Annotated in this window: 27 protein-coding genes and 1 other annotated feature; of the genes, 23 read left to right on the top strand and 4 right to left on the bottom strand. The window is 41.9% G+C overall.

Going from position 1 to position 26,689, the window contains the following annotated elements; translation table 11 throughout:
• The first annotated feature begins 90 nt into the window (after positions 1 to 90).
• From OW255_RS09210 to nrdG, 12 genes are all read left to right on the top strand, one after another.
• On the top strand, positions 91 to 486 hold the full coding sequence (locus tag OW255_RS09210; protein ID WP_024836205.1) for a DUF4190 domain-containing protein: 396 nt from the start codon (positions 91 to 93) through the stop codon (positions 484 to 486).
• Entirely contained in the window at positions 486 to 1,304 is an 819-nt protein-coding gene (locus OW255_RS09215) for a DUF975 family protein (RefSeq protein WP_268116409.1), read from the top strand. Before OW255_RS09210 ends, OW255_RS09215 begins: the two co-directional genes overlap by 1 nt.
• Before the next feature lie 71 nt (positions 1,305 to 1,375).
• Complete coding sequence (locus tag OW255_RS09220; protein ID WP_024836203.1) at positions 1,376 to 1,636, top strand: PRC-barrel domain-containing protein; 261 nt, start codon at positions 1,376 to 1,378, stop codon at positions 1,634 to 1,636.
• A gap of 83 nt (positions 1,637 to 1,719) precedes the next feature.
• On the top strand, positions 1,720 to 2,172 hold the full coding sequence (nrdR, locus tag OW255_RS09225; RefSeq protein WP_024836202.1) for a transcriptional regulator NrdR: 453 nt from the start codon (positions 1,720 to 1,722) through the stop codon (positions 2,170 to 2,172).
• 7 nt (positions 2,173 to 2,179) lie between these two features.
• Positions 2,180 to 2,689: a YqeG family HAD IIIA-type phosphatase gene (locus tag OW255_RS09230; RefSeq protein ID WP_024836201.1), complete on the top strand. Its 510-nt coding sequence runs from the start codon at positions 2,180 to 2,182 to the stop codon at positions 2,687 to 2,689.
• Positions 2,690 to 2,808: 119 nt separating this feature from the next.
• Positions 2,809 to 3,237 (top strand): type II 3-dehydroquinate dehydratase, encoded by a 429-nt coding sequence (aroQ, locus tag OW255_RS09235; protein ID WP_024836200.1) that lies wholly within the window; start codon positions 2,809 to 2,811, stop codon positions 3,235 to 3,237.
• 112 nt (positions 3,238 to 3,349) lie between these two features.
• The gene (gene efp / locus OW255_RS09240; protein ID WP_024836199.1) at positions 3,350 to 3,907 is read left to right on the top strand and encodes an elongation factor P; all 558 of its coding nucleotides are present in this window, start codon (positions 3,350 to 3,352) and stop codon (positions 3,905 to 3,907) included.
• Between the two features lie 145 nt (positions 3,908 to 4,052).
• The gene (gene argS / locus OW255_RS09245) at positions 4,053 to 5,822 is read left to right on the top strand and encodes an arginine--tRNA ligase (RefSeq protein WP_268116410.1); all 1,770 of its coding nucleotides are present in this window, start codon (positions 4,053 to 4,055) and stop codon (positions 5,820 to 5,822) included.
• A gap of 23 nt (positions 5,823 to 5,845) precedes the next feature.
• Positions 5,846 to 8,995: a DEAD/DEAH box helicase gene (locus tag OW255_RS09250; RefSeq protein ID WP_024836197.1), complete on the top strand. Its 3,150-nt coding sequence runs from the start codon at positions 5,846 to 5,848 to the stop codon at positions 8,993 to 8,995.
• A gap of 14 nt (positions 8,996 to 9,009) precedes the next feature.
• Positions 9,010 to 9,630, top strand: a complete 621-nt coding sequence (locus OW255_RS09255; RefSeq protein ID WP_268116411.1) for a flavodoxin family protein — start codon at positions 9,010 to 9,012, stop codon at positions 9,628 to 9,630.
• 113 nt (positions 9,631 to 9,743) lie between these two features.
• Positions 9,744 to 11,873, top strand: coding sequence for an anaerobic ribonucleoside-triphosphate reductase (gene nrdD, locus OW255_RS09260; protein WP_035317977.1), 2,130 nt, complete (start codon positions 9,744 to 9,746; stop codon positions 11,871 to 11,873).
• A gap of 10 nt (positions 11,874 to 11,883) precedes the next feature.
• Complete coding sequence (nrdG, locus tag OW255_RS09265) at positions 11,884 to 12,402, top strand: anaerobic ribonucleoside-triphosphate reductase activating protein (RefSeq protein WP_268116412.1); 519 nt, start codon at positions 11,884 to 11,886, stop codon at positions 12,400 to 12,402.
• A gap of 67 nt (positions 12,403 to 12,469) precedes the next feature.
• Here the strand turns inward: nrdG and OW255_RS09270 are convergent, their stop codons facing one another.
• Entirely contained in the window at positions 12,470 to 13,897 is a 1,428-nt protein-coding gene (locus OW255_RS09270; protein WP_024836193.1) for an MATE family efflux transporter, read from the bottom strand.
• Between the two features lie 184 nt (positions 13,898 to 14,081).
• Here OW255_RS09270 and OW255_RS09275 point away from each other — a divergent pair, with 184 nt between their 5' ends.
• The 8 genes from OW255_RS09275 (at position 14,082) to OW255_RS09310 (ending at position 23,301) form a co-directional block, all read left to right on the top strand.
• The gene (locus OW255_RS09275) at positions 14,082 to 14,762 is read left to right on the top strand and encodes a YoaK family protein (protein ID WP_024836192.1); all 681 of its coding nucleotides are present in this window, start codon (positions 14,082 to 14,084) and stop codon (positions 14,760 to 14,762) included.
• Positions 14,763 to 14,857: 95 nt separating this feature from the next.
• On the top strand, positions 14,858 to 15,427 hold the full coding sequence (locus OW255_RS09280) for a TetR/AcrR family transcriptional regulator C-terminal domain-containing protein (protein ID WP_024836191.1): 570 nt from the start codon (positions 14,858 to 14,860) through the stop codon (positions 15,425 to 15,427).
• 163 nt (positions 15,428 to 15,590) lie between these two features.
• Complete coding sequence (gene fucO / locus OW255_RS09285; protein ID WP_024836190.1) at positions 15,591 to 16,739, top strand: lactaldehyde reductase; 1,149 nt, start codon at positions 15,591 to 15,593, stop codon at positions 16,737 to 16,739.
• 185 nt (positions 16,740 to 16,924) lie between these two features.
• Positions 16,925 to 18,325, top strand: coding sequence for an MATE family efflux transporter (locus OW255_RS09290; RefSeq protein WP_268116413.1), 1,401 nt, complete (start codon positions 16,925 to 16,927; stop codon positions 18,323 to 18,325).
• 164 nt (positions 18,326 to 18,489) lie between these two features.
• Positions 18,490 to 19,560 carry a branched-chain amino acid aminotransferase gene (locus OW255_RS09295; protein WP_268116414.1) on the top strand — a complete coding sequence of 357 codons (1,071 nt, stop codon included), beginning with the start codon at positions 18,490 to 18,492 and terminating at the stop codon, positions 19,558 to 19,560.
• Positions 19,561 to 19,637: 77 nt separating this feature from the next.
• Positions 19,638 to 20,549: an AEC family transporter gene (locus OW255_RS09300; protein WP_268116415.1), complete on the top strand. Its 912-nt coding sequence runs from the start codon at positions 19,638 to 19,640 to the stop codon at positions 20,547 to 20,549.
• Positions 20,550 to 20,616: 67 nt separating this feature from the next.
• Positions 20,617 to 20,832: a binding site (T-box leader), on the top strand.
• Between the two features lie 72 nt (positions 20,833 to 20,904).
• Positions 20,905 to 22,866 (top strand): threonine--tRNA ligase, encoded by a 1,962-nt coding sequence (gene thrS / locus OW255_RS09305; RefSeq protein ID WP_268116416.1) that lies wholly within the window; start codon positions 20,905 to 20,907, stop codon positions 22,864 to 22,866.
• Positions 22,867 to 22,986: 120 nt separating this feature from the next.
• A complete protein-coding gene (locus OW255_RS09310) occupies positions 22,987 to 23,301 on the top strand; it encodes a DUF1540 domain-containing protein (protein WP_024836185.1) in 315 nt (104 codons plus the stop codon).
• Positions 23,302 to 23,344: 43 nt separating this feature from the next.
• Here OW255_RS09310 and OW255_RS09315 read toward each other — a convergent pair whose 3' ends face one another.
• Positions 23,345 to 23,758 carry an EamA family transporter gene (locus OW255_RS09315; RefSeq protein WP_268116417.1) on the bottom strand — a complete coding sequence of 138 codons (414 nt, stop codon included), beginning with the start codon at positions 23,756 to 23,758 and terminating at the stop codon, positions 23,345 to 23,347.
• A 375-nt stretch (positions 23,759 to 24,133) separates the two neighbouring features.
• On the opposite strand from OW255_RS09315, the gene infC reads away from it, so the two are divergent.
• The 3 genes from infC to rplT are packed head-to-tail and all read left to right on the top strand — an operon-like array spanning position 24,134 to position 25,239.
• On the top strand, positions 24,134 to 24,628 hold the full coding sequence (gene infC, locus OW255_RS09320; RefSeq protein WP_024836183.1) for a translation initiation factor IF-3: 495 nt from the start codon (positions 24,134 to 24,136) through the stop codon (positions 24,626 to 24,628).
• 27 nt (positions 24,629 to 24,655) lie between these two features.
• The gene (rpmI, locus tag OW255_RS09325; RefSeq protein ID WP_024836182.1) at positions 24,656 to 24,853 is read left to right on the top strand and encodes a 50S ribosomal protein L35; all 198 of its coding nucleotides are present in this window, start codon (positions 24,656 to 24,658) and stop codon (positions 24,851 to 24,853) included.
• Positions 24,854 to 24,882: 29 nt separating this feature from the next.
• Positions 24,883 to 25,239: a 50S ribosomal protein L20 gene (gene rplT / locus OW255_RS09330; RefSeq protein WP_024836181.1), complete on the top strand. Its 357-nt coding sequence runs from the start codon at positions 24,883 to 24,885 to the stop codon at positions 25,237 to 25,239.
• 298 nt (positions 25,240 to 25,537) lie between these two features.
• Here the strand turns inward: rplT and OW255_RS09335 are convergent, their stop codons facing one another.
• Both OW255_RS09335 and OW255_RS09340 read right to left on the bottom strand, forming a co-directional pair.
• Positions 25,538 to 26,095 (bottom strand): SOS response-associated peptidase, encoded by a 558-nt coding sequence (locus OW255_RS09335; protein ID WP_268116418.1) that lies wholly within the window; start codon positions 26,093 to 26,095, stop codon positions 25,538 to 25,540.
• A gap of 198 nt (positions 26,096 to 26,293) precedes the next feature.
• Positions 26,294 to 26,614: a DMT family transporter gene (locus OW255_RS09340; RefSeq protein WP_268116419.1), complete on the bottom strand. Its 321-nt coding sequence runs from the start codon at positions 26,612 to 26,614 to the stop codon at positions 26,294 to 26,296.
• Between the last annotated feature and the right edge of the window lie 75 nt (positions 26,615 to 26,689).

A 26,689-nucleotide genomic window follows, 5' to 3' on the forward strand; every position in this document is an offset into this window, starting at 1 on the left:
TTTTATATATAGTATGCAAATAATTGAATTTACAGATTCCTTTAATTATTGTATAATCTATATAAGATTACAAAAGGGAGTTGAAACTATATGGATCAAGAGAATCAAAAAGATTATAACAATGAACCATCAGTGGAACAAAGGGAGGATACATATCCTGATACCTTAAAGACAGAAGAACCCAGCTGGAATGCACAGAATGTCGCCCCTCAGCAAGTAAGGGCTTCTCAAAGCACCATGGCACTTGCCTCATTGGTTATGGGAATACTGAGTCTTGTCACATGCTGCTGTATTTATGGTGGCTTCATATTCGCAAGCCTTGGTATCTTGTTTGCGTTGTTATCCAGGACAGAAGACAAAATGGAAGGATATGCGAAGGCAGGTCTTATTACTTCAATCATTTCCTTTGTCCTCATGTTCTTATTACTTATGGTATATTTAGTATTAATGGCTGGAGGATATATTGACAGAGGAGGTGTATTTTAATGAAGACCACATCTGCGGAGCTTAAATTACGGGCTAGAAGAAAATTAAAAGGAAAATACCCCATAAGTATAGGGGCAGGCCTGATCATTGGAGCTATTTTATCTGTTCTTTTTACTGTGTTTATTATTTTCTCTGTTATTTTCGGCGCAACAAGTGAAAGGCTTTTTTACGATGGATTAGACTCTGGAATAGGATTTGCATTATTTCAGATTTTTACAATCCTTTTCGGTATCATATATACAGCAGTTATGGCTTTGCTAATGCCTGGTTACATAAAGATGTTTCTTAACATAACTACGGACCAGAAATATGGCATATCTGATCTGGCCTTTGCATTGAAAAATAAACCTTTGAAATTTTTAGGCATTCATCTATTGTTATTTCTTATAGGAATTATCTTAGGGATACCTTTCATGGTCGTATTTGTTGTTTCAATGATTACAGATTTTATTCCGATCATGATTGTGCTTCTATTCCTTATGTATATTGCACTTTTAGTTGGCTGCATCATGACCACTATTTATTTTTCCCAGTGCTTATTTATCCTGATTGAATCAACGGATAAAGGAGTGCTTCAATGCTTACGGGAAAGTGTAGAACTTATGAAGGGGAACAAAGGACGCTTTTTCTACATCATGTTAAGCTTTACCGGAATGATGTTGCTTGGATATGCTTCTATGGGAATTGGATTATTATGGATCATGCCTTATATTCAATGTACATTTACGGAGTTTTACCTTGACATTAAGGCAGATAAAACAGAGAGTGTACCTGTAAGTCAGGTGGATCATTCCTACGAATCCATGCAGAATTACTAAAATCATTTCTAAACCGTGTCACCTGGTTTTTGTGCGCATAGAATACACTAAGCATTGTAGGAGGTGTATCTATGCGCATTTGTGATCTTAAGGCAAAAGAAGTGATAAATATCTGTGACTGCAGACGACTGGGGTATGTGGGCGATGTGGATTTTGATATGGATACGGGGTGTCTCCTGGCGATCATTGTCCCAGGCCCAGGCTGCTTTTGCGGCTTTTTGGTAAGAGAAAAAGAGTATATCATTCCCTTCTGCGATATCAGACAGGTAGGACCGGATATTATCCTTGTAAATGTGGATCTGGATAAAGCAACGGAAAAATGCGGGATATAGTAGAAGATGGGCTTGTCAATCTGCGGAATGTAAGTTATGATATACATAATATAATACAGTCCGTAAGATAGGAGGATAGAGGCGTGAAATGTCCATTTTGCAACGAGGCAGATACTAAGGTCATTGATTCAAGACCAGCGGATGACAACAGTTCCATCAGGCGGCGCAGACAGTGCGAGAAATGCGGGAAGCGCTTTACAACTTATGAGAAGCTTGAGACCATGCCTCTCATGGTAATTAAGAAGGATCGTTCCAGAGAGGTCTATGACCGTTCGAAGATAGAGTCAGGGATTTTGCATTCCTGCCATAAGAGGCCTGTGTCATCCCAGCAGATTGATTCCATGGTCGATGAAGTGGAGCTGCAAGTTTTTAACCGGGAAGAAAAAGAAGTGGAAAGCACCGTCATTGGTGAGCTTGTGATGAAGAAGTTGCAGGAGGTCGATGAGGTGGCTTATGTACGATTTGCTTCTGTATATCGGGAATTTAAAGATGTGAATACGTTTATAGAAGAAATAGGAAAATTGTTAAAGAAGTAGGAGAGTTATGTTTAATACATTTTATCCGGACGAAGATGTGGTATCCGCATACGACATTCCTTATGAGCGCTTATATAAAAGCGGAATCCGTGGTGTGATTTTTGATATTGACAATACTTTGGTCCCTCATGGTGCACCAGCAGATGAAAGGGCAAAAAAGCTTTTTGCCCGTTTAAATGAAATCGGGCTTAAGTCTTGTCTCCTTTCCAACAACAAAGAACCAAGAGTTGCTTCCTTTGCACGTGCATCAGGAAGCACCGACTATATCTTTAAAGGAAACAAGCCTGGCATCGCTGGCTATCACAGGGCCATGAACGTAATGGGTACCAATAAGGAAACCACTATTTTTGTCGGAGATCAGCTGTTCACAGATGTTTTTGGTGCAAAAAGAGCAGGCATCTACAGTATACTGGTAAGACCCATCAATCCCAAGGAAGAAATTCAGATTGTGTTAAAGAGGTATTTGGAAGCCGTAGTCTTATTTTTTTACCATAGAGATAAGAAGAAAGTCATGTAACCATTGAAAAAAAGTCTTCTTCCGGGCTAAAAGGCAGCTTTTCGGATATAATAGAAATTGAGAATTCGCAAATGTCTGCCATTATTTTGACCGGTAGGAGGAAAGGCAGAAGAAAATCTATGAAAATTCTTGTTTTAAACGGGCCTAATATTAACTTTTTAGGGATTCGGGAAAAAGGAATCTATGGAAGTGAAGATTACAATTCCCTGGTTACCTCCCTGGAAGGGAAGGCAAAAGAGGAAGGTCATGAGCTGGAAGTCTACCAAAGTAACTATGAAGGCGGGCTCATTGACAAGATTCAGGAGGCGTATCATAACGGTACAGAGGGTATTATCATCAATCCGGGTGCGTTTACACATTATAGCTATGCACTGCGGGATGCCTTAGGATCTGTAGAGATTCCCAAAATCGAAGTTCATATATCCAATGTCCATAAAAGAGAAGAGTTCCGTCATTTGTCCGTTACAGCACCAGTGTGTACGGGACAAGTTGTCGGTCTTGGACTGAAAGGATATGCTTTGGCCATGGACTTTTTAACGGGAAGATAAGCTCTTTCTGGGGAGAAAATGGAGATATTTGCAAAAAAACGGTTGAAAATGCGTTTGTTATAGTATAGAATATAAAAGGTTAAGAAGAGAAATTCAAGGAGGAATATCATTTATGATATCAGCGGGTGATTTTAGAAACGGTATCACATTGGAGATCGATGGTACTGTTTATCAGATTATTGAGTTCCAGCACGTAAAACCTGGAAAGGGTGCTGCTTTCGTAAGAACAAAAATTAGAGATGTGGTAAACGGAGGCATCAACGAACGCACATTCCGCCCGACAGAAAAGTTTCCACAGGCAAGAATCGACAGAGTAGATATGCAGTATCTGTATGCTGATGGAGATCTTCATAATTTTATGGATACAAGTACTTACGAGCAGGTTGCATTAAGCAATGAAGTAATTGGTGATGCACTTAAGTTCGTAAAAGAGAATGAGACGGTTAAGGTATGTTCCTATAATGGTAAGGTATATTCCGTAGAGCCTCCGTTATTTGTTGAGTTAGTAATCACAGATACAGAACCAGGCTTTAAGGGTGATACCGCACAGGGCGCTACAAAACCAGCTACCGTTGAGACCGGAGCAATTGTGTATGTTCCTCTGTTTGTTGAGCAGGGTGATAAAATTAAGATTGATACACGTTCAGGTGAATATCTGTCCAGAGTTTAATCCGTATGAAAAAGGACCGGCATGCCCGGTCTTTTTTGCTATTATAACCCTTGGTACTTAGAAAAGAATTTGATTTTTAACCTTGTTTGTAATATAATTAATATTTAGCTTAGAAATTTCTGGATATAAAGGAGACTAGCAACCAATGAATAAGATTCTTGATTTGATTACGGCAGAGATGAAGGCTGCATTTGCAGATTGCGGATACGAGGAAGCCTATGCAAAGGTGACGCTGTCGAACCGCCCGGACCTTTGCGAATACCAGTGCAACGGAGCGATGGCAGCGGCCAAGGCGTTTAAAAAGAAACCTTTTGATATAGCGTCAGAAGTGGTGGCAAAGCTTGCTGGAAACAGAGTATTTGCTGCAGTAGAAGCAGTTATGCCGGGATTTATCAATTTAAAGCTTGACTCCAGCTATCTGGCAGAATATATGAATGGCATGGCTAAGGCAGACCAGTGCGGCTTAGATAAGACAGTAAATCCTTTGACCATTGTAGTGGATTACGGCGGTGCCAACGTGGCTAAGCCTCTTCACGTAGGTCATCTGCGCTCTGCAATTATTGGCGAGACCATTAAAAGAAACGGACGCTTACTGGGCCATAAGGTCATTGGTGACGTTCATCTCGGAGACTGGGGTCTTCAGATGGGACTTATCATTGAAGAATTAAGAGACAGAAAGCCGGAGCTGTCTTATTTTGATGATACTTTTGAAGGGGAATATCCAGCGGAAGCACCATTTACCATCAGCGAGCTGGAGGAAATCTATCCAGCTGCTAGTGCGAAGTCTAAGGCAGACGAGGCATTCAGCAAAAGAGCCCATGATGCTACGTTAAAGCTTCAGAATGGCTATCGTCCTTACCGTGCCATCTGGCAGCATATCATTGCTGTTTCAGTTGCTGATTTAAAGAAGAATTATGGCAATCTTAAGGTTTCCTTTGACTTGTGGAAAGGGGAGAGCCATGCAGAGCCCTACATTCCCGGATTGATTCAGGAACTGGTGGAGAAAGGGCTGGCATATGAAAGCCAGGGCGCTCTTGTAGTTGATGTCACAGAAGAGGGAGATTCCAAGGAACTGCCGCCATGTATCGTAAGAAAATCTGACGGAGCTGCACTTTACTCCACATCAGATCTTGGAACCATTATTGAAAGGGAAAAAGACATTAAGCCTGACTGGTATATTTACATTACCGATAAGCGTCAGGAGCTGCATTTTGTTCAGGTCTTCCGCGTAGCCAAGAAGGCTGGATTTGTTTCAGAAGATAAAAAGATGTCTCACCTTCCTTTTGGTACGATGAATGGCAAGGACGGAAAGCCATTTAAAACAAGAGACGGCGGTGTTATGCGACTTGAGAATCTGATTTCAGACATCTGCCAGGCTGCGTATGAAAAGATAACAGAAAACCGGACGGTTTCAGAGGAAGAAGGGAGAGAAACATCAAAGATTATCGGACTTGCTGCCTTAAAGTATGGAGATCTCTCCAACCAGGCTTCCAAGGATTATATTTTTGATATGGATCGTTTCGTATCCTTTGAAGGAAATACCGGTCCATACATTCTTTATACCATTGTCCGAATTAAATCCATTCTGGCTAGATACCAGAGCCAGGAAGAGAAGTACGAAGGAGAAGCGAAGATCCTTCCTGCAGTATCAGGTTCAGAAAAGGATTTGATGCTTCAGCTTTCCCGGTATAACGAGATCATGGAAACAAGCTTTACAGAGCTTGCTCCCCACAAGATATGCCAGTATATCTATGAATTAGCCAATGCTTTTAATCGGTTCTATCATGAGACCAAGATTATTTCCGAAGAAAACAAAGAGCGTCAGGCATCCTGGATATGCTTAATCAGTCTTACCAAAGATGTGTTAAATGAATGCATCGATGTTCTGGGTATTGAAGCACCAGAGCGTATGTAAACAGCGAACGGATGTGAGGAGCTATGAAAGTATCACATATAACGACTAACGCTTTCTGGAAGGGTGAATCAGGCGTCAAAGCAGTTGTAGAGGATCAGGGAAGAGAATATAAGGCAAGTCTCCATATCAAGGGTAGTCAGGCAATTGACTACTCTTGTTCCTGTGCCCAGGGAAATTCCTACCGGGGCATGTGCCCGCACTGTCAGGCCTTATTCCAGGCGTATAAGGAACAGGAATCAGAAAACCAGGGAAGGATTGTAACCACCTCCCAACAGGCAAGAGCGATGATTCGGGAATACACCAACCGGGAGGTTGCCCGCATTATGAGCGAAGGAGAGGGAGAGCAGGTAAAGCTTTTTGTTGCAATGATGGCTGGCCGCAGAGAGATAAAGCTTGAATTTAAACTGGGTAAAGACCGTCTGTATGTACTAAAGGACCTATCTGCATTTGTACGGGCGGTAGCCAACGGTACTTATGTGGAATATGGAAAAAACCTATCCTTTCATCACAGCGTTCAGGCATTTCAAAAAGAAAGTCAGCCGCTCCTTGAATTTGTTATGGAGGTAGTGAATACCTACTTAGAGCATCATGAACAGTTTCAGAAGGCATCCTTTACCACAAGTCCTGTGATGCGTTTTCTTACCTTAAGCCGTACCAGCATGGACCGCTTTTTCGGACTGATGAAGGGAAACCTTTTAGAAATTGAGGATCATAAGGGCCATAGCCGCCAGGTGGCGGTCACGGATAAGTCTCCGGAGCTTACGGTGACCGTAAGAAGGAGAGGCAGGGAAGGAGTGCTTGTTTCCATTCCCAAGGATTTGATGGTATTAGAAGGGGAGCGGTATTTGTATTTTGCAGATACCAAATATCTGTACTGCTGTGACCAGGAATGCAGTGAGGCACTTCTCATCTTCTTTAAACAGATGACAGAAGGGTTTGGCTCTGCCTATGAAATTGAGGTAAATAATAAAGATATGCCACTCTTCTATGAGCGGGTCTTAAAGAGAATCGCGGCATACTGTACCATTGATTCTGGAAACATAAATCTGGAGACCTTTAAGCCGGAAGAGCTTAAGGCACGTTTTGATTTTGATTCCGATGGTCCAAACAGCCTGATATTAAAGCCAACTCTGTCTTATGGAGATTATTCCTTTCAACCCGTGGAAGATGAACGTCTTCCCCGCACGGTATGCAGAGATGTCCCGGGGGAATTCAGGATCAGCCAGCTGATCACCAAATATTTTAAATACAAGGAATATGACTCCTCCTTTCCTGCCATACGAAATGACGAGGAGGCAGTTTACAGTCTTCTGACGGTGGGAATCCCGGAATTTATGGCGTTTGGAGAGGTCTATTTTTCAGAGCCATTTAAAAAGTTAAAGATACTTCCTCCTCCTAAGATATCGGTGGGGATTAAGAGTATAGGAAACTGGCTGGAGCTTAACGTTGACACGGAAGGGCTGTCAGGTTCAGAGCTAAACAAGCTTCTGGCTGAATATAGTAGAAAGAAGAAGTACTATCGTCTAAAGAGCGGAGAATTTATCAATCTGGATGACAATGGTCTTCTTTCTGTTGCAAGACTGGTCCAGGATATGTCTGTTTCTGTTTCAGAGCTTGAGAGCAGAACGTTTCGTCTGCCGGCCTACAGAGCCCTTTATCTGGATGGCATTCTAAAAGAGGGCAGCGGTATTACTCTATACCGGGATCAGCTTTATAAAGCTGTAGTCCGGGGGATGAAGTCTGTGGAAGACAGTGACTTTGAAATACCAGGATGCCTGGACCATATTTTGCGAGGATACCAAAAGACGGGATACCGTTGGCTAAAAACCCTGGATCATTATGGGTTTGGCGGCATTCTTGCAGATGACATGGGCCTTGGTAAGACCATTCAGGTCATAGCTTTGCTTCTTGATGAAAAGGAAAAGGAAGGGTCTGCCCGTTCCCTCATTGTTTGTCCGGCCTCTCTGGTGTACAACTGGGAAAATGAAATACACACATTTGGACCAGGTCTTAAGGTTCTGACAGTAACAGGAACGGCGGCTGAAAGAGAAGAGCTGTTAGCCCACTCCCATGAATATGATGTACTCATTACCTCTTATGATCTTTTAAAACGGGATGCCGTTCTTTATGAGGGCAAATCCTTTCGCTTTCAGATTATTGATGAAGCTCAGTATATTAAGAATGCTTCCACTCAGAGTGCCAAGGCGGTAAAAGGCATTGAGGCCCGCGGTCGGTTTGCACTAACAGGAACACCAATTGAAAACAGACTGTCGGAGCTTTGGAGTATTTTTGATTATCTTATGCCAGGCTTCTTATTCAGTTATCAAAGGTTTAAGAAAGAGTATGAGCTCCCTATTGTCAGGGATCAGGATGGGCAGGCACTGAAAAACCTTCATCGCCTCATTGGGCCATTTATCCTTCGAAGATTAAAAAAGGATGTACTAAAGGAGCTGCCGGATAAGCTGGAAACCGTAGTCTATTCCGCCTTTGATAAAAAACAAAAGGAGATCTACACCGCCAATGCGTACCAGCTTAAAAAAGAGCTGGAAAACATGGAGGGCAGACAGGGAAGAGACAACATACAGATTCTTGCCCAGCTTACAAGACTAAGACAGATCTGCTGCGATCCTCATCTTTGTTATGGCGATTACAGCGGAGAATCGGCCAAGCTTGAAACCTGCATTGACCTTGTGAGAAATGGAGTGGAAGGAGGCCATAAGATCCTTCTGTTCTCTCAGTTCACATCCATGCTTGAGGTCATAAGCCAGAGGCTTAAAAACGAGGGAATCCCTTATTATATTCTTACCGGGGCAACGCCTAAGGAGGAACGAATCCGAATGGTCAGCTCCTTTAAAGATGATGAGGTGCCTTTATTCCTCATTTCCTTAAAAGCAGGCGGAACAGGACTTAATCTGACAGCGGCAGATATGGTAATACACTTTGATCCCTGGTGGAACGTAGCGGCCCAGAATCAGGCCACAGACCGGGCACACCGAATGGGACAGGAAAAGCAGGTGTCAGTATTTAAGCTGATTACGAAAGGTACGATTGAGGAAAATATATTAAAGCTGCAGGAATCTAAAAAGGATCTTGCAGAACAGATTATTACAGAGGGTACCATTTCCCTGAGCAATTTAAGCAGGGATGATTTATTGGGTCTATTAAAAGAATGAAAGGATGGAGAGTCATGAACGTATTGCTGATTAATGGAAGTCCACACAAAGCAGGCTGTACAAACCGGGCACTGATGGAGGTGTCAGAATCTTTGAATAAAGAGGGAATTAAAACAGAAATCCTTCATATCGGAACAAAAGCCATTCACGGCTGCATCGCATGCGGAAAATGTGCCCAGACGGGCCGGTGCATCTTCGGGGATGACCTGGTAAATGAAATCCTTGGCAAAGTGGAAGAAATGGATGGGCTGATTGTTGGATCACCGGTTTATTATGCTTCTGCCAATGGCTCCTTATTTTCCTTGCTGGACCGTCTCTTTTTTGCAGGAAGAAAATTTGCTTTTAAGCCGGCAGCAGCAGTTGTCTCCGCCCGCAGGGCCGGCACTACGGCTACCTTCGATGCGCTGAATAAATATTTTACCATATCCCAGATGCCTGTGGTCTCATCCCGTTATTGGAACATGGTACACGGAAGAACACCTGAGGATGTGGAGCAGGATAAGGAAGGACTCCAGGTCATGAGAGACCTTGGAAAAAATATGGCGTGGCTATTAAAATCCATAGAGGCTGGAAAAGCAGCAGGAATCAGCCTTCCCGTACAAGAAGAAAAAATTTGGACAAATTTTGTTGATTAAAAGACTTAAAATCCTCTTTACTTTTTTCTCTTGTGGTGTATAATAAAAAAGCACTAGATGTTGTGCTTGAGAAATTGTGTATACAAAATATAGAAGAGGTAAAGGTGACAGGAATGATTAAGGTTCAAAAGCGTGATGGCAGAATGGCGGAATATGATAGGGCGAAAATCATAAAGGCAATCCAAAAGGCAAATGCAGAAGTAGAGCCCTCTGAGCAGGCTAGCGATGAGATGATCGATTCCATTTTGGATTTTGTGGAAGACCATGCAGAGGATGTAGTCAATGTTGAGACCATTCAGGATATGATCGAAAGCATCCTTGTAAAAAGAAACAAATACACCCTTTCCAAGAAGTATATCATATACCGTTACCAAAGAGCGCTGCTTAGAAAGGCCAATACCACGGATGAGTCTATCTTAAAGCTGATCAAAAACGAGAACAAAGAGCTTGCAGAAGAAAATTCCAATAAGAATACCATTCTGGCATCGACTCAGAGAGACTACATAGCAGGCGAAGTATCCAGGGACTTAACAAAAAGGATGCTGCTTCCTGAGAGAATTTCTCTTGCGCATGAGCAGGGAGCCATTCATTTTCATGATGCGGATTATTTCGTACAGCCCATTTTTAACTGCTGTCTGATTAACATTGGTGACATGCTGGATAACGGAACCGTAATGAACGAAAAGATGATTGAAAGCCCTAAGAGCTTTCAGGTTGCATGTACAGTCATGACTCAGATCATTGCCGCAGTTGCCAGCAACCAGTACGGTGGTCAGTCTGTAGACATCCGTCATCTTGGAAAATATTTAAGAAAAAGCAACGATAAATTCCGAAAACAGATCAAAGAAGAATTTGGAGATTCTGTTTCAAAAGAAATCGTAGAGAAGATGGCAGCTATTCGTCTGAGAGATGAACTTAGATCCGGCGTACAGACCATTCAGTATCAGATCAACACCTTGATGACGACCAATGGACAGGCGCCATTTGTTACGCTGTTTTTATGCCTGGACGATCAGGATGAGTATATCGAAGAAAATGCATTGATCGTAGAAGAGGTTCTGCGTCAAAGGCTTGAAGGAATTAAGAATGAAGCAGGAGTCTATGTGACCCCGGCTTTCCCAAAGCTCATCTATGTTCTTGATGAAAACAACTGCTTAAAAGGCGGCAGATACGATTACATTACAAAGCTTGCGGTAAGATGCTCTTCCAAGCGCATGTACCCGGATTATATCTCTGCAAAGAAGATGAGAGAATATTATGAAGGAAATGTATTCAGCTGTATGGGGTGCAGAAGCTTTTTGTCTCCATGGAAAGATGAAAACGGCAATTATAAATTTGAAGGACGATTCAATCAGGGTGTTGTGAGTCTTAATTTACCTCAGCTCGGCATACTGGCTAAGGGTGACGAGGAGATGTTCTGGAAGCTGTTAGAGGACCGCTTATCTCTGGCTTATGAAGCGCTTATGTACAGACATAAATCATTGGAAGGAACCCTCTCAGACGTAAGCCCCATTCACTGGCAGTATGGAGCCATTGCAAGGCTTAAAAAAGGAGAAACCATTGACCGCCTCTTAAAAGACGGTTACTCCACCATTTCCCTTGGGTATATCGGTCTTTATGAAACTACCAGATTGATGAAGGGACAGAGCCATACCACAAAAGAGGGAGAAGATTTTGCCCTTCGTGTTATGAACCATATGCGTGAGACTGTGGATCGTTGGAAGGAAGAGACCGGACTTGGCTTTGGCCTCTACGGAACACCAGCAGAATCTCTCTGCTACCGTTTTGCTAAAATTGACCGGGAACGGTTTGGAATCATCCCGGATGTAACGGATAAAGGCTACTATACCAACTCTTATCACGTAGATGTCAGAGAGAATATTGATGCCTTTACAAAGTTTACCTTTGAAAGCCAGTTCCAGAAGATATCATCCGGCGGTTCCATCTCTTATGTGGAAGTGCCTAACATGAGTCATAATCTGGAGGCTATGGAGGAAGTGGTCAAGTTCATCTATGATAATATTCAGTATGCGGAATTCAATACCAAGTCTGATTACTGCCAGGAGTGCGGGTTTGATGGAGAAATCATCATTAACGATGATATGGAATGGGAATGCCCTCAATGTCATAACAAGGACAAAAACCGCATGAATGTTACCAGAAGAACCTGTGGCTATCTTGGAGAGAACTTCTGGAATACTGGTAAGACCAAGGAAATCAAATCAAGAGTTCTTCATCTGTAGGAGGCCGGTCATGAAATATGCCACCATAAAGCCTACGGATGTTGCTAACGGGCCAGGAGTGAGAGTTTCCCTGTTTGTAAGCGGCTGTACCCATTACTGTGAGGGGTGCTTTAACTCTGAGGCCTGGGATTTCCAGTATGGAGAAGAATTTACAGAAGAGACAATAGAAACCATTTTGAATTACCTAAATTATGATTATATCTCTGGACTCACCCTGCTTGGGGGAGAACCTATGCACCCCAATAATCAGAAATCTCTGATTCCCCTTGTGGAACGGGTGAAGGAGCGCTATCCACAAAAGTCTGTCTGGTGTTACACTGGATATGATTTTGAACGGGATATTACAGGTGATATGTTACTTCGCCTGCCAGAGACAAGCAGACTTCTTGCCTGCTTTGATGTTATGGTAGATGGGAAATTCCAGATGGAAAACAAGGACTTAAAGCTTCGGTTTAAAGGCTCCTCAAACCAAAGAATCATTAAGGTACCTGAGTCTCTTTTAACAGGGAACATCGTAATGTGGGATTAAATGACAGGACGTGCTGCCACGGGCCAATTGGCCCGGACTGCACGTCCTGTTTTTATATAGAATAAGTTTAATGATCCATTAAGGTCTTTCTGTTGAAAGAAAAGTGGGAGAAGGTTACGTTATATTGCCTGCAGATTCTTCGTATTTCGATGATTCCGATGATAAGTGCCATTAATCCAGTGGCCGTATTGCTAAAAGCCATAACAAATCCCAGGCTGACACTTCCAAGGTCTGTAAAGTTCTGTAATATAAAAAGGACTGGCACCCGGAAAATAAATACCCTGCAGAAATTAATGGTGAGTGTGATTTTTGTCTTTCCAAAACCATATAAAAGGGCAAGGACGGAGGAATTAATTCCAAGAGGAATGGCACCGTAAGCCTCATACCGGTAAATTGAAGAAATCATGTTGCTAAATTCCACATTATCTCCAGCAAACAAGCCGCTGATCTGCTTTAAAAACAACAGGGAAAGAGACATGAGTACAGCACCCAGCATAATATTGATCAGCAGAATGCAGCCAAAAGCCTTGATTGCACGTTTCGGTTTTCCGGCACCCATGCTCTGGCTGATAATAGCAGAGCCTCCTTCCTGAAAACCCATCTGAGGCATGGTGGTAATGCCGCCAATGTTGTTGGAGATACCCAGGGCGCCTACGGTTAGAGCACTATATATGGTACTCATGGAATTAATAATGACCTTACCAAAGGAAAAGGCCATTTTCTCAATGATTACTGGAATCGATAGGACAATCATAGGTCTTGTAACCGCACGCTTTAAGCTGATACTGTGGAGGGAAAAGCCAAAGGCATTGTCCTTCTGATTGAGATTCACCATGGCGGCCGCCAAAAGAAAGCATTGGGATATAATGGTCGCAGTAGAAATCATATTGATTCCCCCGTGGAGAACGTATACAAACAATGCTGTAAGGGACAGTTTGATCGCAATAACGCCCATGTTTAAATGCAGGATTCGTTTGGAATTTCCCCGGGCCCTTTCAATGGCTATATAGACATTGTTGAAAAAGCTGATGACCATTCCAATAAGCTCCAGGCGAAAATACTGAGTCCCTTCTGATATAAAGCTTTCAGGAGTCTTTGCCAGCTTTAGAAACTGGGGAGCAGCAGGAATCAGAAAGAGAAGAATGGCCGCGCCCAAAATGCCGCACATGGCAAAGAGGCTGCTGACCCGTTTCTTTACCAGATCAAAGTCACCGGCCCCGTAAGCTTCGCTGATTTTTAAGCTGGAACCAATGGCAAGGCCGCCTCCCAAAGCGGAAAGGGTTAAGTTGATCTGAGATAAATATGCAACCGCCGAGACGGAATTGGCGCTGATATGGGCTGCCATCATGGCATCAAAGATTTTAAACAGCTGATTTAAGCTCTGGTATAAGGCCAGAGGGGCACCCACGTACAGGACGACTTTCCACATATTATCGTGTAATGCAAAATTACGGAATTTCTCATCCTTGGCGGATAAGTTTGCTTTGGGTGACATGATTTTTCTCCTTTTGTGCAATCTAATCTTATGTATGAATAAGCATATAGCATATAAAAAACAAAAGATACGAATAAAATGCTATATTTGTTTAAAACTACAGGAAATTTGTCATTTTAGAAATCCAAGTTTCTATTAAATAGGAATTGTGGTATATTAAACTTCTGAAAGGCTGGTGATACTAATGATTAAAGACTGGGTCAGGGGGCAGGTGTCAGAATCCGTTCCCACCGCATTGCTTCTTACGCTTTCCGGCGGCTTTCAGGATGCTTACACCTATTATTTCAGAGATAAGGTCTTTGCCAATGCGCAGACCGGTAATATTGTAATTCTAGGATATCATGTTATGGAAGGAGACTGGAACACAGCATTTCGATATCTTCTTCCGGTTCTTGCTTTTGTGGCTGGAATCTATGTATCGGAAATAATACGGGAGATTTTTAAGGAATATAAGTTGCTGCACTGGCGGCAGGTTGTTGTATTATTTGAAATATTCCTGCTGTTTTTAGTAGGCTTTTTCCCTCATTCCATGGATACCGCTGCCAATGTAACGATTTCCTTTGTCTGTGCCATGCAGGTGGAGACATTTCGTAAAATTAAAGGTAATGCCTATGCAAGCACCATGTGCATCGGTAATTTAAGGAGTGCCACCGAGATGCTGTTCCATTACCGCCATACAAAGAATAGAGACAGCCTGGAAAAAAGCATTCGCTATTATGTGATTATCATATTTTTCGCCATAGGAGCGGCGGCAGGCTGTTATCTCACTCCATTCTTTGCTGAAAAAACCATATGGTTTTCCTGTGGTCTGTTGATTGCAGCATTTCTTATCATGTTCATAGAAGAAAAAGGTGAAGCGGCTTAAGGGATTTTAGCCGTCAATACGTCTCCTTTCTTGTTCACAAACCACCCTCTTTATGGTAAAATAAAACATAACAGTTAGAGGACGGGAGCGGGGTTATGGTGGAGAATCTTAATAAAGGTGAGAAAACCAAATATCGTTTGGCAGATTCCGTAAAGGAGTGTATGAAGACCAGACATGTGGATAAGATCACAGTCCAGAATATTGTGGATGGCTGCGGGATGACAAGACAGACCTTCTATCGGAATTTTAAGGACAAGTATGATTTGATCAACTGGTATTTTGATAAGCTGGTGTTGCAATCCTTTGCTCAAATTGGAGTAGAAAAAACGGTTTGCGAAAGTCTTCGGGAAAAATTTGAATTTATTAAAAAAGAAAAGGTTTTCTTTACAGAGGCGTTTCGCTCTGATGATTATAACTCCTTAAAGGAGCATGATTTTGAGCTGATTATGGGCTTTTATACGGAACTGGTGGTAAGAAAGAAAAGAGAGCCCCTTTCCGAAGACATCCAGTTTCAACTAGAGATGTACTGCCGTGGGTCGGTCTATATGACAGTTAAGTGGGTATTATCCGGAATGAAGCAGAGTCCGAAAGAGATGGCCGAGAGCCTTACCGAGGCCATGCCTCCTGGTTTGGCTACCGTTTTCTTAGAAGCAGGACTGATTTAATATGTAGAAAATATACATAAAAAAAGTTACAATCCCAATAAAGTGTAACATATGTTACAAAAGTCAGGGTTTGTAACTTTTTTTTCTCTCCTTATTTTGTTAAAGTTATAACAGAAATAACCGTGTTATGAAAACGGCAAGTAATGGAAAAGGAGAGATAATTATGGCAAACAGAATCGTGTTAAATGAGACATCCTATCACGGAGCCGGAGCAATTATGGAGATTCCGGGGGAGGTAAAAAGACGGGGCTTTAAAAAGGCGTTTGTATCCTCTGATCCGGATTTAATCAAATTCCAGGTTACGTCAAAGGTTACGAAGATACTGGAAGACAACGGTTTGGATTTTGAAATATTTTCTGATATTAAGCCCAATCCCACCATTGAGAATGTAATAAATGGAGTGGAGGCCTTTAAAAAATCGGGGGCTGACTATATCATTGCCATTGGCGGAGGCTCCTCTATGGATACCTCAAAAGCCATTGGAATCATAATTGCCAATCCTGAATTCTCTGATGTAAGAAGCTTAGAAGGGGTCGCACCTACGAAAAATCCCAGCGTTCCAATTATTGCGGTACCGACCACAGCAGGTACGGCAGCAGAAGTTACCATCAACTATGTCATTACGGATGTAGAGAAAAAGCGTAAATTTGTTTGTGTAGATCCTCATGATATTCCAGTGGTTGCAGTGGTCGACCCTGATATGATGGCCACCATGCCAAAGGGACTCACAGCAGCCACCGGTATGGATGCCCTGACTCATGCCATTGAGGGCTACATCACAAAAGGGGCTAATCCCATTACAGATATGTTTAATATAAAAGCGGTTGAGCTTATTGCAAAGAGCTTACGGGGAGCGGTGGATAATTCTCCTGAGGGTCGAGAGGGTATGGCACTTGGCCAGTACATCACTGGTATGGGCTTTTCCAACTGCGGTCTTGGAATCGTACATTCCATGGCCCATGCACTTGGTGCCGTTTACGATACTCCCCACGGCGTTGGAAACGCCATCTTGCTGCCGACGGTTATGGCTTTTAATGCCAGTGAGACCGGAGAAAAATATCGGGATATCGCAAGGGCAATGGGAGTGGAGAATACAGAACAGATGACTGCTAAGGAGTACCGTGATGCAGCAGTTGAGGCGGTAAGAAAGCTTTCTGCTGATGTAGGAATACCTGCTGACTTAAAAGAAATTGTAAAGGAAGAGGATGTAAATTTCCTGGCAGAATCAGCAGTAGCAGATGCCTGTGCTCCCGGCAATCCAAGAGAAGCAAGTCTTGAGGATATTATTGGCCTCTATCAATCACTGATGTAACAGCGGACACAGCCGCCCATCGAAATAACAAAAAATCCCGGTGAAGGCATGAAAGCCAATCGGGATTTTTTTGGTATTTACTGCTAATTATAAATAATTATTAAGGTAAAATGCATGCAAAATAGATAAACGGATGATATGATAAAGGCAAAAAAAGCTGTGTGAAAAAAGAAAGGCAATGGAATATGACTGATACCAAGAATGACTTTACAAAAGGGAATATAGTGGGGAACATTTTAAAGCTGGCACTTCCGATGACACTGGCCCAGCTTATTAATGTTCTTTACAGTATCATTGACAGAATTTTTATAGGAAGAATTCCTGAAAATGCAACACTGGCACTCACTGGCCTGGGACTTTGCCTGCCGATTACCTCCATCGTAATGGCTTTTGCAAATCTGTTCGGCATGGGAGGTGCTCCCTTGTGTTCCATAGAACGAGGAAGGGGCAATGATGAGGAAGCGGAAAAAATTATGGGAAATTCCTTTGTGCTCATGCTGTTCTTTGGTGTTGTACTCACCATTCTTGGTCTGATTTTTAAAAAGCCTTTGCTTTATATGTTTGGAGCCAGTGACGCCACCTATCCTTATGCAGCTCAGTTTGCCGAAATTTATCTTTTGGGAACCATATTTGTGATGGTAGGACTTGGATTAAACAGCTTTATTAATTCACAGGGATTTGGAACCATCGGAATGATGACGGTTCTTATGGGAGCCATCGTCAATATTATCTTAGATCCCATCTTCATCTTTACCTTAGATATGGGAGTCAGGGGAGCGGCACTTGCGACTGTGATTGCCCAATTCCTTTCCGCAGTCTGGACCGTTAGATTCCTCACAGGTAAAAAGGCCATATTAAAACTGAAGTTTTCCTGCTTCCGGTTAAAGAAGCACAGGGTAAAGAGCATCGTTGGCCTTGGCATGTCCGGGTTTACCATGAATGTTACCAACAGTGTGGTGCAGGTCATGTACAATGCATCTTTACAGATGTACGGTGGAGACTTATATGTAGGCGTAATGACCATTATCAATTCCGTTCGTGAAGTAATCTCTATGCCGGTCAGGGGCCTTACCAACAGTGGTCAGCCGGTTATGGGCTATAACTATGGGGCAGAAGAATACGGAAGAGTCAAAAAAGCCATTATATTTACTTCCGTAGTCCCTATTATTTACACCACCGCCATGTGGGGAGTCGTTCATGGGTTCCCGGAATTTTTCATCCGGATATTCAACCAGGACCCTGAACTCATTCGTGCAGGAGTTCCCGCCATGCGGATTTATTATTTCGGCTTCTTTTTTATGTCGCTTCAGTTTGCCGGCCAGTCTATATTTGTGGCACTTGGCAAGGCAAGACAAGCTGTGTTCTTTTCCATTTTCAGAAAGCTCATTATTGTAGCTCCGTTAATTATTTTTCTGCCCATTATTTTTTCCAACGGAACTTCCGGTGTTTTTATGGCAGAACCAGTGTCCAATGTAATTGGAGGCGGAGCCTGCTTTATAACCATGCTTCTTACGGTCTGGAGAGAGCTTAACCGGAAAATGAAAGAAAAGGAAAAATTAAAAGAAAAAGAAATAGCTGCTGGTTAATGCCAGGATATGATTTTACTTATATAACTTAAGGTTATACTTTGGATTCCATTTCGGTAGAGCATATGTTTTGAAAAATCTTGACAGTCTGCATTTTTTGGAACATAATGATAAACAATTATAAAACTGACAGATATGCCGGATTGGGAAAGGAAGATAGTAACATGCAGAATATCAGAATCGAAAAAACAACTTGCCCGAAGGAAAAACCAGGCAATGACAACCCATTGACATTTGGTACCATTTTTACAGACCACATGTTTGAGATGGATTACGAAGAAGGGAAAGGCTGGTATGATCCAAGAATCGTTCCATATCATAAGCTGGAGCTGGAGCCTTCCTGTATGGTATTTCATTACGGACAGGAGATGTTTGAGGGCTTAAAGGCCTATAAGACCGAAGATGGAAGAGTGTTGCTGTTCCGACCGGATAAGAACATTGAACGTGCTAACCGCAGCAACAATAGACTTTGTATCCCAGAGATTCCGGAGGACATATTTTTAGAGGCCTTAAAGGCAGTGGTAGATGTGGATCAGGACTGGATTCCAACGAAACCAGGTACTTCTCTTTATATCAGACCATTTGTTATCGCCACAGATCCATTTTTAGGGGTAAGACCATCTCATTCCTACAAGTTTATGATCATCTTGTCTCCGGTAGGTGCTTACTATGCAAGTGGCTTAAACCCTGTTAAAATCTGGATTGAGGATGAATATGTAAGAGCGGTTAAGGGTGGTATTGGTGAGGCAAAGACCGGCGGGAATTATGTGGCATCTCTTGCTTCCCAGGTAAAAGCTCATGATGAAGGATATTCCCAGGTGCTCTGGTTGGATGGCCTTCACCGCAAATACATTGAAGAAGTAGGAGCTATGAACATATTCTTTAAAATAAACGGTGTGGTAATTACTCCTGAATTAAATGGGAGCATCCTTCCTGGTGTAACCAGAGATTCCGTTATCTCTCTCTGCAAGGAGTGGAGCGTTCCGGTTGAGGAAAGACAGATATCAATCGATGAAATCCTTGAAGCTGCAAAAAAGGGTACCCTGGAAGAATGCTTTGGAACCGGTACTGCAGCTGTTATATCACCTGTTGGTGAGCTTCGCTTTGAAAACGACAGAATGGCAATCGGCGAAGGTAAAATTGGGGAACTCACTCAAAAGTTCTATGATACCATTACCGGGATTCAGCTTGGAATATTAAGCGGTCCTGAGGGGTGGAGTGTTGAAGTAAAATAAATCCATGAAAACTATCCGGTGGGGCGATTGCACCACCGGAATCTTTTGGGGAAATACTTGCATAGAGGAAGTTGCGTATGGCGGCAGTAATAACAAAAGCGGTTGCATTTGTAACAATTATCATCATAGGCTATCTGCTTAAGAGAGCAGGATTTTTTGAAGCCAAGGATTTTTATCTGGTTTCCAGAATCGTAATAAAGATTACCCTTCCGGCAGCCATTATCTCTAATTTCAGTAAGATAACAATGGAAAAATCACTGCTGTTTATCTGTATCATAGGCATCCTTTGTAATTTGATGACCATTGCAGCAGGCTATATTATGAATTTGCGAAGGAGTAAGGAAGAGAAAGCCTTTGCCATGCTCAATATGTCAGGGTATAATGTGGGGAATTTTACCATGCCATTTGTACAAAGCTTTCTAAGTCCTGTTGGGTTTGCGGTCACAAGTCTTTTCGATGCAGGAAACTCTGTTATGTGTACCGGACTTACCTACTCTATGGCTGGTATGGTAATCGGCGAAGACGGAAAACCTTCTATACGCAATATGGCAAAAAAACTGTTTTCCTCGGCGCCGTTTGATACTTATGTCATGATGACGGTTTTAAGCATATTAAATATTAAGCTCCCAGCTGTGATTATCAGTCTGGCTGATACGGCAGGAGGAGCCAATGCTTTTCTGGCTCTTTTGATGCTTGGCATTGGATTTGAAATACGAATGGAAAAAGAGAAGATGGCACAGATTATCAAAATACTTGGAGCCAGGTATCTTTTTGCTATTTTAGTGTCGGTGGCATTTTACTTAATAGCCCCATTTGATATTGAGATCCGCCGGGCTCTAGCTATTGTGAGCCTTGGTCCTGTATCATCGGTAGCCCCTGCTTTTACCGGAGCATTAAAGGGTGATGTGGGAACGGCCAGCGCCATTAATTCCTTGTCTATTGTAGTCAGTATCATCGCAATCACAATTGCTCTAATTGTTCTGTTATAAGAAATTTTTTCATGTAGCTTGACAAAATGCTTAACCGTGCTATAATCAAAACATAGAAAGCTATATAGAAAACGCGTGGATAAGAACAGTATCATTGCAGGAACGTCCAGAGAGAAGCACATAAGGTGAAAGTGCTTTACCGGAATGCTATGAGAAAACCATCTTGGAGCGTCCCTTAATCGGGAACGGTGATTCCGTTATCATCAAATGAAGTGGTTTGGACATTTTTGTCCGCTCAATTTAGGGTGGAACCGCGATTTATTTTGATTAAATCGTCCCTTTCTGTATGGAAACGTATGGAAAGGGACTTTTTTATTTATTAGAAATTTTATTAAAGCAAAGGAGTGTAGGGCAAATGAAGATTACATTAAAAGATGGATCAATCAAAGAATATGAACATGAAATGTCAGTGATCGAAATCGCGTCTGATATCAGCGAAGGTCTGGCTAGAAACGCCTGTGCAGGCGAAATAGATGGAGAGGTTGTAGATTTAAGAACTGTAGTGACAACCGACTGTAACTTAAACATTTTAACCGTAAACGACCCAGCAGGTCTTTCTGCTTACCGTCATACAGCAAGTCACATATTGGCTCAGGCAGTAAAGAGACTTTATCCGGAGGCAAAGCTTGCCATTGGGCCATCCATAGAGAATGGTTTTTACTACGATTTTGATATTCCTTCTTTTTCAAGAGAAGATCTTGATAAGATAGAAGCTGAGATGAAGAAGATCATTAAAGAAGGGGAAAAGATTGAACGCTATACTCTTCCCAGAGAAGAAGCAATCAAGTTCATGGAAGAAAAAGGCGAGCCATATAAGGTGGAGCTGATAAAGGACCTTCCCGAAGGCGAGGAGATATCCTTCTACCGCCAGGGTGATTTTACAGATTTGTGTGCGGGCCCTCACCTGATGAGCACAAAACCAATCAAGGCCTTTAAGCTTACATCTTCCTCAGGCGCTTACTGGAGAGGCAGCGAAAAGAATGCCATGCTGACACGTGTATACGGAACTGCATTCTCAAAGAAAGAAGAGTTAAATGAATACCTGGAGTATTTAGCGAATATCAAAAATCGCGATCACAATAAACTGGGAAGAGATCTGGAACTGTTCTCCACAGTGGATGTAATCGGTCAGGGCCTTCCGCTCTTAATGCCTAAGGGTGCTAAGATCATCCAGACATTACAAAGATGGATTGAAGATGAAGAAGAGAAACGCGGCTACATGAGGACAAAAACACCTCTCATGGCAAAAAAAGATTTATATATCATTTCTGACCACTGGGATCACTATAAGGAAGGCATGTTCGTATTAGGTGACGAGGAGAAGGATGATGAAGTATTCGCACTTCGCCCTATGACATGTCCATTCCAGTATTATGTATACAAGCAGAGCCAGAAATCCTATCGTGATCTGCCTTGCAGATATGGCGAGACTTCCACTCTGTTCCGTAATGAGGATTCCGGTGAGATGCATGGTCTGACTCGTGTTCGTCAGTTTACAATCTCAGAAGGCCATTTGATTGTGCGTCCGGATCAGATAGAAGAAGAGTTCAAAGGCTGTGTGGATTTGGCAAAATACTGTCTGACAACTCTTGGACTTGAAGGAGATGTAACTTACCGGATGTCAAAATGGGATCCGGAAAAAGCAGACCATTATCTTGGTAATACTGAAATGTGGGATGAAGTTCAAGATATGATGCGTAAGATTCTGGATCATATCGGAATTGAGTATACAGAAGCAGTAGGAGAAGCTGCATTCTATGGTCCAAAGCTTGATATCCAGGCTAAGAACGTGTACGGTAAGGAAGATACCATGATTACCATTCAGCTTGATATGTTCCTTGCGGAGCGTTTTGATATGAGCTTTGTGGATAAGGATGGAACAAAGAAACGTCCGTTTATCATTCACAGAACTTCTATTGGATGCTATGAGAGAACTCTTGCATGGCTCATTGAAAAATATGAGGCTGCATTCCCAACATGGTTATGTCCGGAGCAGGTACGTGTACTTCCTATCTCTGAGAAATATCATGAGTATGCACAAAAGGTGGTTGCTCAGTTAAAGGATAACGGCATTCTGGCAACAGTTGATGAGCGTGCGGAAAAGATCGGTTATAAGATTCGTGAGGCCCGTTTATCAAAGCTTCCTTATATGCTGGTGGTAGGCCAGAAGGAAGAAGAAGAGGTAGTGGTTTCTGTTCGCAGCCGGTTTAATGGTGACGAGGGCCAGCGTCCGCTTGCCGATTTCATAGATGACATCAGCCGCGAAATCCGTACAAAGGAAATTAAAAAAGTAAATGTAACAGAAGAAGCGAAATAATTGATTTGTTTTAAAAATGACATGGGGAAGGACGATATTCGTGAGAATATTATCCTTCCCCATGGTGCATACTACTTCCTGAAATATAATCTCAATAAGAATGCCAGGAGGTAATGTGCTATGACGAAATTAGACTGCAATGTAACAAGTTGTCTCCATAACTCTGATAATTTCTGTTGCAAATCTGCTATTATTGTAGAAGGAAATCAGGCAAAGGATACCTACGATACCTGCTGCGGCAGCTTTGACGAAAATAAAGATGGTTCTTTCCGCAACCTGTTTAAAACACCGGAAAGCCGTCTGGAAGTGGACTGCGAAGCTGTAAACTGTGTTTACAACGAAGGCCGCCACTGTTCTGCAGAGCATATCGGCATTGCAGGCGATGGTGCAAGTCAGGCAGAGCATACCGAGTGTGCCACATTTAAAACACGTTAAACGAAAATGAAAAGATGCGCAGGTATTGGCCTGGCGCATCTTTTTATAATAGCATAACAAAGGTTCCCGCTGTGATGAGCAGGATACCGATCAGCTTATATACAGTAATTTGCTCGTGAAGAATGACAAATGCCAAAAGCATGGTGAGAACTATGCTGAATTTATCGATGGGAACTACCTTCGTGGCTTCGCCAATCTGAAGCGCCTTGTAATAGCAGATCCAGGATGCCCCAGTTGCAAGTCCGGATAATATAAGGAATATCCAGCTCTTTTTACTTATTTCAGAAATTCCACTCATGCCGCCGGTGAGAAAAACAATGCCCCAGGCCATGATTAATACCACGAAGGTTCTAATCGCAGTGGCCAGGTTGGAATTGACATTTTCGATCCCAAGCTTTGCCAGAATGGAAGTGAGCGCGGCAAAGATAGAAGAAAGGATTGCAAAAATAAACCACATAATATATCTCCTTTTCATTCATATTATAATGCACATCTCATGTACGTTACCATAAATTGTAACGTTATATATAGAAGAATACAAGTGGAATTTTCCTGAGAAATGGTAATTGAAAAAATAGATTGACAAAAAGATTGTTTTATTGTATCATAATATAAGTTGTGGAAACAACAGACAGGAAAGTAGGTATCCGCCTCACCACGGCACGAGTAAGTGTCCCTGGTTCATAGCCTTTGATACATAGGTGTACTGTGTAGAGACTTTGGTGGTGGATAGCGTTTGTCTATCTACTTTTTTTATGCCTATGGGCGAGCAATGTGGATTCCGACCAATACACACACTATATGATGGAGGTGCACGACAATTAGCGATTTAATGATTAATGAACAGATCCGGGATAAAGAGATTCTGTTGATTGGTGAAAACGGAGAAAAGTTAGGGATTATGGCTACCAAAGACGCGATGCAGCTTGCAAAGGAAGCAGAGCTTGACTTGGTAAAAATTGCTCCGACTGCGAAACCACCGGTTTGTAAGATTATTGACTACGGTAAATATCGTTACGAGCTGGCAAGAAAAGAAAAAGAAGCTAAAAAGAAGCAGAAGGTAATCGAAATAAAAGAAGTTCGTTTATCTCCTAACATCGACACGAATGATTTGAACACGAAGATGGGAGCCGCAAGAAAGTTCCTGGAAAAAGGAGATAAAGTTAAGGTAACCTTACGTTTCAGAGGTCGTGAGATGGCGCATATGTCTAAGTCTAAATACATTCTGGATGATTTTGCAGAAAAGCTGGCTGATATAGCGACCATTGACAAGCCGTCAAAGGTGGAAGGAAGAAGCATGGTTATGTTTTTAACCGCAAAACGCTAAAAGAACATTATCAAGGAGGAAAATACAATGCCTAAATTAAAAACAAGCAAAGCAGCAGCAAAACGCTTCAAAGTTACAGGAACAGGAAAGCTTGTAAGAAATAAAGCTTACAAATCCCACATCTTAACTAAGAAATCAACTAAGAGAAAAAGAAACCTTAGAAAAGATATTGTTACAGATGCAACTAACGCAAAAGTAATGAAAAAGATTTTACCATATTTATAAGATTTTAAGTTAAGAAGGAGGAAAAACCGATGGCAAGAATTAAAGGCGGTATGAACGCTAAGAAAAAACATAATAGAGTGTTAAAGATGGCTAAAGGCTACAGAGGCGCTCGTTCCAAACAGTATAGAGTAGCAAAGCAGTCCGTAATGAGAGCATTAACAAGCTCCTACGCAGGCAGAAAACAGAGAAAGAGACAGTTCAGACAGTTATGGATTGCTCGTATCAATGCAGCAGCTCGTATCAATGGAGTATCCTACAGCGTATTTATGCACGGATTAAAGTTAGCTGGTGTTGACTTGAACAGAAAAGTTCTGGCTGACATGGCTGTTAACGATGCAGCTGGCTTTGCTAAATTAGCAGAACTTGCAAAATCTAAAGTGGCTTAATTATATATAAAGATAGAGCGACCCCAAAGACTTCGTGTTTGCGGGGTTTTTTGTTACCCTTAGATGGGGTAAATGAGTAGATTTAAGTTAGTAATATACGCGTAATATACACGCGGATTACTATCTTACAGGAACTTTGTTCGTTTCTTCAAAAGCATTCTGCATGAAGTAAAATGTTGCATGCAAAAAGAACTACCAGCATTATACTGATAGCTGGTAGTTTCTTTGTCTTAACGAGTTATATTATTGTTTTTGCCTAATTTTAAACCTATTATTAAAGGCGTATTGCATGTCGTAATTATACCATCTCATAACTAACCTCATTCACAGCCCGATTCATAGTGCCTACCGGATCGTGGCCATTCAGCCATTCGTCATGGCGTTCTTCCGGCAATATAACCGGCATCCTATCGTGTATAAATGAAATTCCAGACCAGGCAGGGCGGGTTAATACCACATAAGAGGGAAGACCTGTCTTATAGTCGATTTTAGATAGACCAGCCATCCATACTGGCTTCTTATTGGGATTCATCAACACATATTTTATTTTTTTTGTACCACGTTTCTCCCATTCAAAATACCAGCTGGCAGGGATCAGGCAACGGCCTTCCATCATTGGATTTCGAAACATACTCTTCTCAGCAGCGGTTTCGCTTCGGGCATTTATAATTTCACCCTTACCATCAAATTTTGGAAATCCCCAGCGCATGGCCGTCATGACTCCGGTTGGTGATAAAACAGGAGCTACATTAGTAGGATAGATTTCCCCTGTCTTAATTGCTGTATTTCTCTCCACCTCGGCTATAATGGAGCGAAATTCCGCATTATCTATTTCGATATAATATCTTCCGCACATAGGAATCAACCGCCTTTCTATATGAATATAATAAACAATTCTTTTTATCTTTTTTTTGAATTAATAATTCAATGTTTAAAAAATCCATGGTAATAGTATCTGCATTTAATTACATTAAATAAGTAGATATGTTACATTATTTTTCCTATTCATAGTACCATAATGAATTAGTAATCTACAATATATATAATAAAATTACTAATGAGCCGATGTAAATTTAAGACCTATAATACCTACAATTAACATGATAACGAAACAGCCCCGCGCCAATGTCATAGACTCGTTGAATATAAGTACTCCTACAATGGTTGCACCAATAGCGCCTATTCCTGTCCAGATTGCATAAGCAGTACCCAGTGGAAGCACCTTAGTCGCCTGGGATAGAAAGTAAAAACTGATGATCATTCCTGCAATGGTACCAACGGTAAAGATAGGTTTACTGAATCCCTCGGACAGCTTTAGAAATGTGGCCCATACAACCTCAAAAATCCCTGCAATAAATAAAAAACCCCATGCCATTTTAATATCCTCCTTTAAATGAAAAAAACACTCAAATCTCATGTCTCCTATGGCCTAACGACATGATAATTGAAT

Source organism: Lacrimispora xylanolytica, from assembly GCF_026723765.1.
Lineage (GTDB): Bacteria > Bacillota > Clostridia > Lachnospirales > Lachnospiraceae > Lacrimispora > Lacrimispora xylanolytica.